Below are 12,876 nucleotides of genomic sequence, written 5' to 3'. Positions count from 1 at the left end.
TTGTATAGGAAATAGCTTGGGATGACATATAGGAATATTATAAAGGAATTATACTATTTCTTTTGATGTGGCTTCACTAGAAGATATACCCCCACAAATATAAAAAGTACTGGTACAAAGTATATTCCTATGCTCTGTTTTATAAAATCATATATTGCATTACTTCCAAATAATTTATTAATAATTGAAAGAACACCTATTATCACCAATGCACAGCCGACTATTAGCCCACTTTTATCTTTCATGTTTTCTATAGTATCATTATTTAGATTTTCTTTCTTATTGAAATTATGATAATTACTAAATATAAAGTCAGAGTCACATACATTTTCTCCGCGATCAAGCTTATGAGCGATATTGAATGTGTCAAAGAGCAAATAGAACCAAAGTGGAATTTGAATTACGCTTGTTAATCCTCCTAACCCAATAAATCTAAATAAGGGTTCTACCATGAAAAATATAACCATTGCTTGTATTCCTTTTTTCATAAGTCCTAAGTACATATATCCAAGCCCAGGAACTAAGGCTGCCATAAAGGTTAAAAAATCATTTCTTTTTTGCATTATATCCATCTCCAATCAAATATTTTAAATCATTCATGTTTTCATTATATTTATATTGCACAACCATAATTTCTGTTTTTAATCTGCATTGTGTTTTAATTATTTTATATTGTAAGTTAGTACTAATTATCAGCATCATAGTCAGCCCTGCAACAATCAGTGACATAGCAGGAATATCTATTGAACTTTTTTTATTCTTTTCAATTCTGTTTATTAGCTTCTCATTATAATTGCTACTTAGCTCATGTTCTTCAAAGGAATTTAGTATAAGCCTATCTAAATCATCCCACTTTTCGTGCATATTTCGATATCCCCCCTTTGAATTTCTATCCTCAGTTTTTGTTTTGCCCTATAAACTCTTCCCTCTACAGTTTTTTGAGATACATTTAAAACTCTAGATATTTCCTTTTCTTTTAACCCTACATAATAGTATAATACTACAGCTTCTTTTAAATCTCGTGGAAGGCTACATATGCATTTCCTGACATGATTTTTCTCATCTATGTCACATTCCGTCGGTTGGATATTATTAGTAAAAAGTCCGGTTAAAAATCCCTTTAGATTTCTCTTTCTCTTATAATCTAAAGCTTTTGATATTGATATTTTATAAATATATGTGGATAACGAACATTCCTCTCTAAATTTTACTATATTATTATACAAGGCAATAAATACTTCTTGTGACAAATCTTCAGCTTCAAAGTAATCTTGAGTATATGCATAGCATAAAGATATAACCTTTCTTTTGTACTCATTTACTATTTCAATAAAGCTCTCATTATCCTTATTTCTAAGTCTCTCTACCATTTGATGTTCTTCCAAAAAAATCACTCCTGACTATTAACACTCACTACCCCATTAGCAATATCAACTTTTAATTTCCCTTCCCCATTCCCAATTTTTGTTGATATTCCTTTATTTACTCTTTTCTCTCCATTTACTATACATGCTCCACTATTTATATTTGCGTCTACATTTAAGTTCTTATTCTCTGTGTATACAGTAATCTTACCATTACTTGCATTCATATTTATATCTTTACAAAGTTTATTTCTAAAATATATATTAGCATTAGAAACATTTATATTGCTTTTTTCAATATCTCCTTCTAAGGAAATATTTGCATTACTTGCATCGATATCTATATTAGATTTTATATTTGAATCAATAGTTTTTATTTGACAATTAGCAGCATCGATTTTTAAATTGTATCCATAAGGTACATATATATATGCCTTAACTTGTTTAATATAACTTTCTTTAATATTAACCTCATACCCCTCCATAGTTTTTTGCTCAGCTATTTTATAATCATTAACAGAACTATTTTCTTTCACATAGATATCTGCTTGGATTTTTATATTTTGGTCTTGTGATCTACAAATCTTAATATCCGCATTTGGAACTTTAAATACAAGTCTATTTCCATTAATAGATAAGGTTTTAGATGCACTTATTTTTTTTGTGTTATTTAAAGAGCCTATTTTAAAGTTTCCGTCGTTAAATTCAATGCCAGACCCAACTTTATCTATTATGCTTCCAAATTTTCCGGATAAATTAAGGAATACATTTATTCCTAAATACAAAAAAATAATTAAAATCGTCAAGTAATTAAATTGATTTCTACAGCTCTCATGCTTTCTATTAGACTGTATTAATATCTCTACTCCCAGTAGAATGAAAATTCCAGGCCACCATATAAAAATTTGCTTACCAAGTTCTGGATTATTCATATATATAATCATCCAGATACCAAGAAAAATTAGCCCTATTGAAGAAGTAATCGTACCTATTTTTCTCATAAAAATCCCCCTTTAATTTAGTTCTCATAGGTTTAGACGTATATACTATGAAAAAACCCACGGATTTTTTTAAATTTTGTGGAATTTTTTATTATACTATTAAAATATAGGTACCTGACCCTTGGGAATAGTTACTAATAGAATGCCATAATAGGTACAACTTCTTATCCATCACTAATTCCGATATTGGGGTTAGAGGCAAATTGGCTATAATATCAAATATTAGCTATAAATAAAATAAAAAAGCCATACAATATAAATTTCATTATACTGTATGGTTTTTTTATTAGTTAACCTATTAATCTTTCTATTGTATTATCTAGGCATTCTACAATACCGAATCTACCATTAAATATATTAAAGTTATAATGTTCATATAGATCTTTAGCTAATATATTTCCATTATTAAATGTTGTATTTGTTTTCTCAGGTATAATTAACTTAAAACCATACTCAAATGCAACTTTACAAGTAGTATCAAAGCAATACTCTGTTTGCATACCTGTCATAATTAATTTGTTTATACCTTTATTATCTAAATAATTTTTTAAAATTGTTTCCTTAAAAGCAGAATTATAGGTTTTACGTATTACCTTTTCATTTATAGCAGGACTTATTTCTCCATAGATTTTCCAGCCTTCCGAATTAGGTTCTAATTCACCCCCAATTTTATCAGTATGTTGAATATAAATTACTTCTACATTTTTTTCTCTACATGTCTTAATTAATTTTTTTATATTACTTATAACCTCTTCTACTGCGAAAGGCTTGGCTAAGACTAGTGCATTTTGAACGTCTACAACTAAAAGTGCTGTATTTCTCATAGCTATATCTCCTTTTTAATTTAATCTATATAAGACCAATATTTCCTTAATTATACTATTAATAATGTACATTCCATAGAAAAATATGATCAGCTTGAATGGCTTTCTTTTTTTGCTCCAAACTAGGGTGTGGAATAAATTAAATTAAACTTCAAAGCTTAATTCTTCTCCATCTTTGGGTGTAAACACATTAGTATTAATATTATTGATATTAATAAAATTAATTAAATCTTTTCTTGATAGTCTGCAATGGTTCCATGCTTCCATGTGTACATTGACTAACTTTAGACTTGAATACCTAATACATAATTCATATATATCTTTAGTTGACATGGTTATAGGTTTTCCGTAGTCAAATTGTGCGCATCCGCAATTACAAACAACTATTTCAGGTTTAAATTTTTCTATTGATGATTCAATCTCTTCACACCAGACCGTATCTCCGGCTATGTAGGCAGTGGGTTCTTCAGAACACGAAATAACAAAACCTGATACTGGTGCCATTTTTATAGCGAGTTCATCATGTCCATGCCTTCCATTGGTACGATTAAAAATAATATCATTCCAAATAAAAGTGGTATTAATAGGATGTACATCAGTGAATCCATAGGATTGCAATTTTATTTCATCCTCAGGTTGACAAAATACAGGAATGTTTTTAGAAAGTAATTTTACCGCGGCGTCGTCAAAGTGATCTCTATGAGTATGAGTAACAAGTATAGCATCACAATTAGTAATGGTATCAATATCTATAGGCAATTCAACTAACGGATTATAGTTTTGATTTGGCACATTTTTAATAGGGGTCATAGAGCCAGCCTCACTTAATACGGGATCTACAAGTATCCTTTTATTATTTACTGATATTATTAAGGTAGCATGACGAATCAATTGGATTTTCAATGTGTATCCCTCCAGTTTTTTATGATATAGTTATTATATAATAGATATTACTTGATTAGAGAAATCATAAGAGTGAAAATGATTTCGTCATGAAAGGATTTGTGTAATTATGCTTGATCAAACAGACATACAAATTTTAAATCTGCTTATAAAAAATTCACGAATGCAGTGGCAAGAAATTGGTGAAGAGGTTCATTTAACTGGACAGGCAGTTAAAAACAGAATAAGCAAAATGGAAAAGGCAGGTGTCATTGAAGGTTATACTGTAAAGATTAATTCTGCAATACTTGGTAAAGAATTAACTGCTTTTATAACCGTTTTTATGAAAACAACGGACCATTTATCATTTAAAAAATATATATATAATAATCCACTAATAACGGAAGCTCATAGAATAAGTGGAGATGGATGCTATATATTAAAATTAACTGCTTCTACTCAAGCTGAAATTGTAGACTTCTTAGATGAAATTTTAAAATATGGAAATTATAAATTGAATTTATCAGTACAGAATATAAAGTAGTTATTATTTACATTTAAACGATGAAAGCCATTCAACATAATAGAAATTAGCAATTTGCAGATGAAGAAGGGAAAAAAGCGACCATAGTTAAGTAGAGCGTTAAATGCCGTATGGATAGCATAAAAATATGCAATCTATACGGCATTTTAATTACAGTAAAATCATTCTGCATTATTTAATTTTCTTATTGATATCGCCAACGATATCAAGCATAGTAACCTTTCTTAGAACATTTTCCATGCTTCTTGTGCACTGAACAAAGTGACTTCAATAACGGATTGAATGTTTGCACCTATGGGACAATTGGGATTTGGAGTTGGATGAATTTGAAACAAACCACCATCGTCCACTACCTCTACCGCTTTGTATACTTCTAATAAAGTTATCTCTTCAATATGCTTAGTAAGATACGAACCGCCAGTTCCACGTTTCATATCAACAAGCCCTGCATTTTTAAGCATTCCAAGTATTATTCTAATTACCACTGCGTTGGTATTCACACATCCTGCAATCATATCTGAGGTGGGCAATGGATTTGAATAAATGAATAGAATAGATAGTATGTGGACTGCTACCGAGAATCGACTACTTATTTTCATGACCAGCCCCCCTTTTTATCTATATACTGCTTTTGGATCCTATCACATAGACACTTATCCATTCAATAGAATTTTATCAAGTTCCTCAAAATTGCTATAGCCTTGTGCTATGATCGTTCTTTTATTTTCTTTTTCAAGAATAATTGTTGGAAAACTCCGTGCCCCCAATTTTTGGCCTTTACTAAAGTATTCAAAAGCTTCTTCCTGTAATTCATGTGAAGGAAATCTTTTCTCAAAGTCTTCTTTAGAAATACCAAAACTTTCGGCAATTAACTACCTTCTTCTCCTAACTTAGGACGCCATATAAGACAAATCTCATTGAAATTATTTAACTTATATGTTAAAATTAAGAAACGATGAAAAATATAATTTCTCAACGAAGAGGGGTTGTATTAATTATGAAATTTAAAAAAGTAGTTTCAGGTCTAGTGTGTTTAGTTGTTCTTTTTTCAAGTTCAATTGCTGTTTTTGCTGCAGCGCCAGTTGCTGCTGTTCTTGCAGTAGTATCAATTGCTTATGCTTCAAGTATTTGGATAAGTGCTACTAAAAGAAGTTATTATTGCTCGAGGTATAACGGAATTTGGAAAACTGGAATTAGATATGTATCAGATGTATATGTTGATATAAACTGGAGTGATTATCTCAAAACATTTACAAAAGAAACTTCCAGATAGTTTTGGGATAGTAACCGCAAAGCATAAATTTACGCTTTGCGAGCACTTCCCTGTTTAAATAATTAATAATAAGGAGGTTTTAATTTGATTAATAAAAAAAACATATATTATATTATATTTTTTGTATCCTTATTTTTAATGGGATTATTTAATGTTATAGCAATGTATTTAGATACTAATGGGTTTGAAATTATATATATAAAAATTCTAAGAACAATTGGTAACATATTTATTGTTGTTATCGCAATTTTAGAATTTAATAAAAATAAGCTTACAAATAAAAATAAAAATATTGTAGGGTCAATTTTTATTTTATTAATCTCAGTTATTAATTTTATAATTATTTGGTTTTTATATAAGTATTGATATATGGCATCCGCTGAAATACCTGTAAAAAGTGTTATCTAAAAGTAAATGATTATTGAATATAAATAATTATTTAGAATAACTGTTGCTATAACTATTCCTAATGAGTTTTGTTAGCCATTACATTTAGAAAGAGGTTAATATGAGTATTTCAATATCGGGTTCAAATAAAATACAGTCTGTTAGCTTTAATAATAATGATGCAATTAAAGCCCCTAATTGGGAACTAGTTCCCTATAAAGGTATGCAAACGCCATCAAAAGATGAATTAATCAAACAAATCAAAGAGCTCGCCACAAAGCGTGCCGAAGCGGTAACAGATAAAGATTTTGCATATGTAAATCATCAAGAAGCAAAGTTATCTGCACAATATCTTTCTTCTGTTTCACCGGATAGAAAAACTTTATATAAAGAGGGCGTACAAACGATAAGAGGTCAAAAGCATAATAAAGAAAACATTGAAAGTCAAAAGATTTTAATTGATTATTTAAATGAAGAAGATGGTGTTGTCAGTCTTAAAAATGGTAAGCCATATCCTCTATCTTCAGGTGGTTCTATTACACCAATTTGTAATTCAAGAGGCGGTTATGATTATGATGTTAGTGTAGGCGGAAATACTGTATTATCGTCTAATCAAGGCCTTGGAGGTTGGACTTTTACTATGACACCGGCAGAAATGGAAAAGAAAAATGAATTTAATAAAATATTTGATAGTACATATAATGCTGCAAAGCATGAAAACAAGATAGTATCAAATGGGCGTTTAGATACTAGAATTTAATTTATAGAAGATTCCTATTATGAGCATATTTCTTTTATATTGTACATCAACCCAAAAGGCAGCAATGCCTTTTTTCTTTTTCTTGGATTGATGATAAACCCATTTTTAATAGATAAATTGGATTAGTCTATGTATTGATATTAATTGGATTTAGGCTGTTTTTTAATTCCTGTTGGTGTGATTCAGCGAAAAAGTTTTAACTGGGATAAGTTTGAACTATTTATGAAAACAAAAGATAATACAAGTTTAGAGTGTCTAGTCTATTGGGAAGGGTTATACTTCTTATAAAATAAATTGTATTTAGGCGAATTAGCGGTATAATTTACATAGGAAAGCCAATCATGTAAGTGAAGCAAATTTCGCTTTGAGCATTATGCATCTGCTCGTTATGTTAGCTTTGTAATTATTCAGTTGATAGGAGTGATACCATGAGAAACATAATAGAAGTTAAGGATTTTGTAAAGAAATATGATAAATTTACAGCAGTAGATAATGTTTCATTTGAGGTAGAAGAAGGAAGCATTTTTGCATTTCTAGGTCCAAATGGAGCAGGTAAAAGCACAACCATCAATACACTGTGTACCATATTTGATAAGACATCAGGAACTCTGACTATTGACGGAAAAGATGTAACGCATGAAAAGGATGATGTTAGAAGTGTTATTGGGGTTGTTTTTCAGGAAACGACATTGGATAATAAAATGACTGTCCTAGAAAATTTAATTATGCATTGTCATTTTTATGCTATACCCAAAAGTGAAGTAACAGAGCGTATACAATTTGTTTTAAATTTAGTGGATTTATTGGATTGGAAAAAAGCAATGGTAAGCAGTCTATCCGGTGGGATGAAACGGCGTGTGGAAATAGCAAGAGCACTGCTGCACTACCCAAAAGTATTGTTTTTAGATGAGCCAACCACAGGTCTTGACCCCCAAACAAGGGCTCATATGTGGGAATATATTGTAAAACTGCAAAAGGAGAAGAATATTACCATTTTTTTAACAACACATTACATGGAAGAGGCCGAGATTTGCAGTAAAGTTGCAATTATGGATGGTGGTAAAATCGTTGCAATAGACACTCCTTATCATTTGAAACAGCAATATACAAAGGATAAAGCAAATATAACAACCCTAGATGGGAAAGGGCTGGAGGTACTGCTAGACAGGTTAGGGTTCATTTACAAGAAAAAAACCGGCTATTATTCGATTGAAGTTAATAGTATACCAAAATTAATGGAGATAATAAGTGAGCATAAAGCTTCGATAACAGATTTGGAAATTAATAAAGGCACATTGAATGATGTATTCTTAGAAATTACGGGGAAAGATATAAGAAAGTGAGGAATTTATGGATATTATAGTAGCTTTATGGTTTAGAAACATTAAAATTTTTGCTCGCAATCGTGTTCAGCTTGTTTTCACGATTATCATGCCATTCTTCTTTTTATATGTGTTTAGTTCGATATTTAAAAATGACAATATTCAAAATCCAGTAAACTATATGCTCGCAGGTATTGTAATAACGACCGTCTTTCAAACGTCCCTTACTATTGCGACCAGTACAATTGAAGATATTGTTTCGGGATTTATGAAGGAGGTGCTAGTAAGTCCCGTTAAACGAATCCAGATTGCCGCTGGTCAGCTATTATCAGCAGCAACAATAGCAACCATGCAGGGTATTATTATTCTAATCATTGGTTATTTTATAGGGCTTAAATTCACATCCTGGATAACACCATTTGCGGTAACCTGCGTGATGATTGTTGTTGGACTTGTGTTTTCGGGGTTAGGATTGTTTTTAGCAGCTCTGGTTAAAAATTCACAAACTTTTCAAATTGTAATAACGGCGATAACAATGCCGATGACATTCCTTTGTGGCGCATATATTCCGCTTTCAATGTTACCAAAAACAATGCAATATATTGCTTATCTCAATCCAATGACATATACAACAGCGTTTTTTAGAACTATCATACTGGAAAAGACGTCTTTAACAACCGATCAAATGGTGGCGGAACAGCTTGCTTTTAAAATAGGAAATTTTGTGATTACGCCTCTTATCAGCATGGCGATTGTAATCATTTTCGGGCTCATATTTTTACTATTATCAACTTATGTTTTCTCAAGGGTGGATTTTTCAAGAATTAATCGCTCAAAAAGTAAAGAAGCTGATATATGGAGTTAGTAATAATATGAGCAATGAGTATTAGCTAAGCAAAGTAATAAAGATAAACCTATATGTTCTGCTATGACTGATGCTTTTGCTAAGTTTAACAGACATTCCAGCTCGGCGGGAGATGATTTAATTTAAAAGATTAAGAAATAACACGAGGTATAAGCATTTTTATACATTGTGTTATTTTTTTTATGAAATTATATTAATAATTGCAACTCATTCCCCACATATAGTGGGAGATATTAAAGCAGAGCAGCTAAGAATATTGATTAAAGATAAAAATGGAGTATCTTTATTTGATAATGATAAAATAGATGAGACCTATGGTCATACTATTGAAAATATCTTAAAAACTACAATGAAATTAGAAAATGTGAGAAATGATGATATTTCAGCAAGGATTGAAAAAGTATTAGTTTTATTAGAAAAGGATTTATTTGAAACACCCGAATTTATTGAAGAGTTTGATTATCTAAGAAAGTATTTGGGAGATTTTGATAAGGATATAATGCTCATTAACTTAGAAAAATCAAGAAGGAAAAGAAGGTAGAAACATAATTAAATAACTACTATGGATTATGCTTAATATAACAATAAAAATGTATTTCTACTTTTTATTGTTATCATACTTCTGGATGATAACAATTAATATAATGATTCCTACAGCAACAACGAAAGCAAAAAAACCTCCTACATAACCAATGATATTTTTAACATCATTTTTAATAGCATATTGGGTAACAAAGGACATAATGCCTGTAAGAACCGCAATAATCAATAAGAAAATCCCTATAGCACGAGAAATTTTCTTTATATCACGATTCGCTTTTTCTTCTTTACTCATAGCGTTGTAACCTGAAATCATCCAACTACCTTTTCCGCAGATAAGACAAATACCCACAATTGAAAAAAAAAGTACATCTATCCCAAAAATAATCATCATAATTAATTCACCCTCCACCAAACTATTTTATAATTGTGTCCTTATTCAATTATACAGTATATCAATATAATTATTCAAACATTTAACATAATTATATATAAATTGCTTCCCTAACTTTAAAATCCTTTAACTTTGTATCTGAAAGAGATGTATGTGACTGAACTAATAAATGTTTCCTACCCTATCAATAGCACATAGTACGCAAATCTGTTCCTTTGATATACCTCTTTTTCTCTTTTCATCTTTACTACTTCTACTACCCTTAACCCCACGCATATGTGGTTCTCGTGGCATTATAAAAGTAGTGCTTTTCTTATGATTCCCTTTAAATGACTCACAAAAGATTAAGAAATAACACGAGGTATAAGCATTTTTGTACATAGTGTTATTTTTTTTCTGAAATTATATTAGATAAGATGTACTGAAGAATTTGCATCTTATCTAATATAGTTAACTAAGGTCTATTATAAAACTTTATTTAATATAATATTTAAAACAATTATATTAAAAAGGTAGGGAATAGATGAAGCTTATAAAATTAAATAAAGATAAAATTTTTTAGATTGTTATTGGCTTAGGAGCTTTTCTCATAGGTCACGTTTGTTATTTGCTAGTTTAGCACGTATTTGTATTAGGTGAATGAGCATATCGTTTTTTCTTCCTTTAATTATAGAATGTATAATTAAGATACATTTTATAATATTCAGGCACTTCAAAGCAAGCGTATAACTAAAAAAGGGGGATTGACAATGAAAACAATTATAAAAGAAAGAAAAGATGTAGATAACTCGCTTACTTGGGATTTATCCTCATTGTACCAAACAGATAGACAGTATAATGAAGCTATAATAGGTTTAGAAGAGCTTACGTTGGAAATAGAAAAAAACTATAAAGAAAAACTAAATTCAGCTAAGATGATAAATGAGTGTTTGGATAAAATGAGAATGGTAATGGAAAATGAAAATATTTTAGAAACTTATGCAAGTCTTGCAGTTTCTACAGATCAAACTAATATAGAAAATCAAGCTAGATATATGAAGTTTATTAACATAGCATCAAATTTACAAAGTAAATTAAGCTTTGTAACAAGTGAAATTAATGAAGCAGACGAAAAAATAATAGATGAAGCAATAGAAAAATCAAAAGAAAATAGCCATTATTTAAGTGAATTAAAAAGAATTAAAAAACATTCACTACATCCAGAAGTAGAAAAGGTATTATCATCTTTATCAAGAACTTTAGATGCTCCTTATTCCATATATGGTACAACTATATCCAGTGATATGGATTTTAAAAAGTTCAATGTAGACGGTACTGAATATCCTCTTAATTTTGTGAATTTTGAAAATGAATGGGAGTTTGAAACTAATACTAAAATTAGAAGAGCAGCGTTTGAAGCTTTTTCTTCAAAACTCGGAGAATATCAACATACAGTAGCTGCACTTTATCAGACTCATGTTCAAAAAGAAAAGACATTAGCAACTCTTAGAGGCTTTGATTCTGTTATAGATAGTTTATTATTTCCCCAACAGATAAGTAGGGAATTATATGATAGACAAATAGATATAATCATGGAAAAGCTAGCACCACATATGAGAAAATATGCAAAACTGCTTCAGAAAATTCATAAAATTGATGAAATGACCTTTGCAGATTTAAAGCTTGAAGTAGACCCTGATTTTGAGCCAAATGTATCCGTAGAAGAGTCTAAGAAATACATTCAAGGGGCATTATCAGTATTAGGTGAAGATTACTTAGAAATGGTTAAAAAGAGTTATGATGAAAGGTGGATTGATTTTGCTGTAAACAAAGGAAAATCAACAGGAGCTTTTTGTACTACTCCTTATGGAAGTCATTCTTTTATTTTGATATCTTGGTCTGAGAAAATGAGAGAAGTATTTGTACTTGCTCATGAATTAGGTCATGCAGGTCACTTTAAGCTAGTTAATGAAAATCAAAATATTTTTGATGCAGAACCATCTTTATATTTTGTAGAATCACCATCTACTATGAATGAATTACTTATGGCAAATTATCTTATGAAAACAAATGATGAACCTAGATTTAAGAGATGGGTATTATCTTCTGTTATTAGCCGTACTTATTATCATAATTTTGTAACTCATTTATTAGAGGCTGCATATCAAAGAGAAGTTTATAAAGTAATAGATGAAGGTGGAAGCGTGCAAGCTTCAAATCTTAATGAAATAAAAAAAGGTGTGCTAGAAAAGTTCTGGGGAGATTCTGTGAAAATAGTTGATGGTGCAGAACTTACTTGGATGAGACAGCCACATTATTATATGGGACTTTATCCATATACATATAGTGCTGGACTTACAATAGCTACAGAAGTAAGTAACAGAATTTTAAAAGAAGGACAACCAGCAGTTGATGACTGGAGGAAAGTACTAAAAGCAGGAGGAACTAAGTCGCCAATAGAACTTGCTAAAATGGCAGGAGTAGATATAACAACAGAAAAACCGCTATTAGATACTATAGAGCATATAGGAAATATAATTGATGAAATAATAAAACTTACAGAAAATATGGAGGAATATGCATTGAAAGCATAAGCACAGTGGTTTCGTCCTCTCAAATATCCCAGGGGTGCTTTTTCTTGCACAATAGGATGGGATTTTATAACTGGATTGGGATCACCTAATATAAAAAAATTAATTAAAACCTTAGCTATTTAAGTGAAAAGTAAGTAAATAAATATA

16 protein-coding genes and 1 pseudogene are annotated in these 12,876 nt (G+C 30.1%); 8 read left to right on the top strand and 9 right to left on the bottom strand.

Translation table 11 applies throughout. From position 1 onward, the window contains the following. Nucleotides 1–53 precede the first annotated feature (53 nt). The 6 genes from ACWJKP_RS14370 to ACWJKP_RS14345 form a co-directional block, all read right to left on the bottom strand. On the bottom strand, nucleotides 54–563 hold the full coding sequence (locus ACWJKP_RS14370; RefSeq protein WP_462961241.1) for a hypothetical protein: 510 nt from the start codon (nucleotides 561–563) through the stop codon (nucleotides 54–56). Next, complete coding sequence (locus ACWJKP_RS14365) at nucleotides 547–864, bottom strand: hypothetical protein (RefSeq protein WP_216303638.1); 318 nt, start codon at nucleotides 862–864, stop codon at nucleotides 547–549. Before ACWJKP_RS14365 ends, ACWJKP_RS14370 begins: the two co-directional genes overlap by 17 nt. Further along, nucleotides 840–1,385 (bottom strand): RNA polymerase sigma factor, encoded by a 546-nt coding sequence (locus tag ACWJKP_RS14360; RefSeq protein ID WP_165413993.1) that lies wholly within the window; start codon nucleotides 1,383–1,385, stop codon nucleotides 840–842. The genes ACWJKP_RS14365 and ACWJKP_RS14360 overlap by 25 nt, the downstream gene beginning before the upstream one ends. A 5-nt stretch (nucleotides 1,386–1,390) precedes the next feature. Beyond that, nucleotides 1,391–2,365, bottom strand: a complete 975-nt coding sequence (locus ACWJKP_RS14355; RefSeq protein WP_165413992.1) for a DUF4097 domain-containing protein — start codon at nucleotides 2,363–2,365, stop codon at nucleotides 1,391–1,393. 290 nt (nucleotides 2,366–2,655) lie between these two features. After that, nucleotides 2,656–3,189, bottom strand: coding sequence for a cysteine hydrolase family protein (locus ACWJKP_RS14350; RefSeq protein WP_462960709.1), 534 nt, complete (start codon nucleotides 3,187–3,189; stop codon nucleotides 2,656–2,658). 144 nt (nucleotides 3,190–3,333) lie between these two features. Beyond that, nucleotides 3,334–4,092 (bottom strand): MBL fold metallo-hydrolase, encoded by a 759-nt coding sequence (locus tag ACWJKP_RS14345; protein WP_165413990.1) that lies wholly within the window; start codon nucleotides 4,090–4,092, stop codon nucleotides 3,334–3,336. 109 nt (nucleotides 4,093–4,201) lie between these two features. Between ACWJKP_RS14345 and ACWJKP_RS14340 the strand changes: the two genes are divergently transcribed. After that, complete coding sequence (locus ACWJKP_RS14340; RefSeq protein ID WP_165413989.1) at nucleotides 4,202–4,615, top strand: Lrp/AsnC family transcriptional regulator; 414 nt, start codon at nucleotides 4,202–4,204, stop codon at nucleotides 4,613–4,615. 224 nt (nucleotides 4,616–4,839) lie between these two features. Here the strand turns inward: ACWJKP_RS14340 and ACWJKP_RS14335 are convergent, their stop codons facing one another. Continuing rightward, nucleotides 4,840–5,214 (bottom strand): Rrf2 family transcriptional regulator, encoded by a 375-nt coding sequence (locus ACWJKP_RS14335; protein WP_462961240.1) that lies wholly within the window; start codon nucleotides 5,212–5,214, stop codon nucleotides 4,840–4,842. A gap of 398 nt (nucleotides 5,215–5,612) precedes the next feature. On the opposite strand from ACWJKP_RS14335, the gene ACWJKP_RS14330 reads away from it, so the two are divergent. The 6 genes from ACWJKP_RS14330 (at nucleotide 5,613) to ACWJKP_RS14305 (ending at nucleotide 9,763) form a co-directional block, all read left to right on the top strand. Further along, nucleotides 5,613–5,888, top strand: a complete 276-nt coding sequence (locus tag ACWJKP_RS14330; protein WP_462961239.1) for a hypothetical protein — start codon at nucleotides 5,613–5,615, stop codon at nucleotides 5,886–5,888. A gap of 84 nt (nucleotides 5,889–5,972) precedes the next feature. Next, nucleotides 5,973–6,254, top strand: coding sequence for a hypothetical protein (locus ACWJKP_RS14325; RefSeq protein WP_462961238.1), 282 nt, complete (start codon nucleotides 5,973–5,975; stop codon nucleotides 6,252–6,254). Nucleotides 6,255–6,396: 142 nt separating this feature from the next. Beyond that, the gene (locus ACWJKP_RS14320) at nucleotides 6,397–7,035 is read left to right on the top strand and encodes a hypothetical protein (RefSeq protein ID WP_462961237.1); all 639 of its coding nucleotides are present in this window, start codon (nucleotides 6,397–6,399) and stop codon (nucleotides 7,033–7,035) included. Nucleotides 7,036–7,463: 428 nt separating this feature from the next. Beyond that, nucleotides 7,464–8,378, top strand: coding sequence for an ABC transporter ATP-binding protein (locus ACWJKP_RS14315; protein WP_165413986.1), 915 nt, complete (start codon nucleotides 7,464–7,466; stop codon nucleotides 8,376–8,378). A gap of 7 nt (nucleotides 8,379–8,385) precedes the next feature. Next, nucleotides 8,386–9,222: an ABC transporter permease gene (locus tag ACWJKP_RS14310; protein ID WP_462960711.1), complete on the top strand. Its 837-nt coding sequence runs from the start codon at nucleotides 8,386–8,388 to the stop codon at nucleotides 9,220–9,222. Between the two features lie 256 nt (nucleotides 9,223–9,478). Further along, a complete protein-coding gene (locus ACWJKP_RS14305; protein WP_462961236.1) occupies nucleotides 9,479–9,763 on the top strand; it encodes a hypothetical protein in 285 nt (94 codons plus the stop codon). A 57-nt stretch (nucleotides 9,764–9,820) separates the two neighbouring features. Here ACWJKP_RS14305 and ACWJKP_RS14300 read toward each other — a convergent pair whose 3' ends face one another. Continuing rightward, entirely contained in the window at nucleotides 9,821–10,156 is a 336-nt protein-coding gene (locus tag ACWJKP_RS14300) for a DUF3784 domain-containing protein (RefSeq protein WP_462961235.1), read from the bottom strand. A 168-nt stretch (nucleotides 10,157–10,324) separates the two neighbouring features. Further along, a pseudogene (locus ACWJKP_RS14295) lies at nucleotides 10,325–10,492 on the bottom strand (IS1595 family transposase); the annotation flags it as partial. A gap of 413 nt (nucleotides 10,493–10,905) precedes the next feature. On the opposite strand from ACWJKP_RS14295, the gene pepF reads away from it, so the two are divergent. Beyond that, nucleotides 10,906–12,729, top strand: a complete 1,824-nt coding sequence (pepF, locus tag ACWJKP_RS14290) for an oligoendopeptidase F (protein WP_462961234.1) — start codon at nucleotides 10,906–10,908, stop codon at nucleotides 12,727–12,729. Nucleotides 12,730–12,876: the final 147 nt, after the last annotated feature.

Source organism: Clostridium sp. CM037, from assembly GCF_055081095.1.
This window is presented reverse-complemented; position numbering and strand designations above follow the sequence as displayed.

What these genes read in the sequence shown, in the direction of transcription:
- ACWJKP_RS14370 (WP_462961241.1), bottom strand. Translation starts at nt 563, where the DNA reads ATGCAAAAAAGAAATGATTTTTTAACCTTTATGGCAGCCTTAGTTCCT.
- ACWJKP_RS14310 (WP_462960711.1), top strand. Translation starts at nt 8,386, where the DNA reads ATGGATATTATAGTAGCTTTATGGTTTAGAAACATTAAAATTTTTGCT.
- ACWJKP_RS14300 (WP_462961235.1), bottom strand. Translation starts at nt 10,156, where the DNA reads ATGATGATTATTTTTGGGATAGATGTACTTTTTTTTTCAATTGTGGGT.
- ACWJKP_RS14320 (WP_462961237.1), top strand. Translation starts at nt 6,397, where the DNA reads ATGAGTATTTCAATATCGGGTTCAAATAAAATACAGTCTGTTAGCTTT.
- ACWJKP_RS14330 (WP_462961239.1), top strand. Translation starts at nt 5,613, where the DNA reads ATGAAATTTAAAAAAGTAGTTTCAGGTCTAGTGTGTTTAGTTGTTCTT.
- ACWJKP_RS14340 (WP_165413989.1), top strand. Translation starts at nt 4,202, where the DNA reads ATGCTTGATCAAACAGACATACAAATTTTAAATCTGCTTATAAAAAAT.
- ACWJKP_RS14365 (WP_216303638.1), bottom strand. Translation starts at nt 864, where the DNA reads ATGCACGAAAAGTGGGATGATTTAGATAGGCTTATACTAAATTCCTTT.
- pepF (WP_462961234.1), top strand. Translation starts at nt 10,906, where the DNA reads ATGAAAACAATTATAAAAGAAAGAAAAGATGTAGATAACTCGCTTACT.
- ACWJKP_RS14315 (WP_165413986.1), top strand. Translation starts at nt 7,464, where the DNA reads ATGAGAAACATAATAGAAGTTAAGGATTTTGTAAAGAAATATGATAAA.
- ACWJKP_RS14355 (WP_165413992.1), bottom strand. Translation starts at nt 2,365, where the DNA reads ATGAGAAAAATAGGTACGATTACTTCTTCAATAGGGCTAATTTTTCTT.
- ACWJKP_RS14350 (WP_462960709.1), bottom strand. Translation starts at nt 3,189, where the DNA reads ATGAGAAATACAGCACTTTTAGTTGTAGACGTTCAAAATGCACTAGTC.
- ACWJKP_RS14335 (WP_462961240.1), bottom strand. Translation starts at nt 5,214, where the DNA reads ATGAAAATAAGTAGTCGATTCTCGGTAGCAGTCCACATACTATCTATT.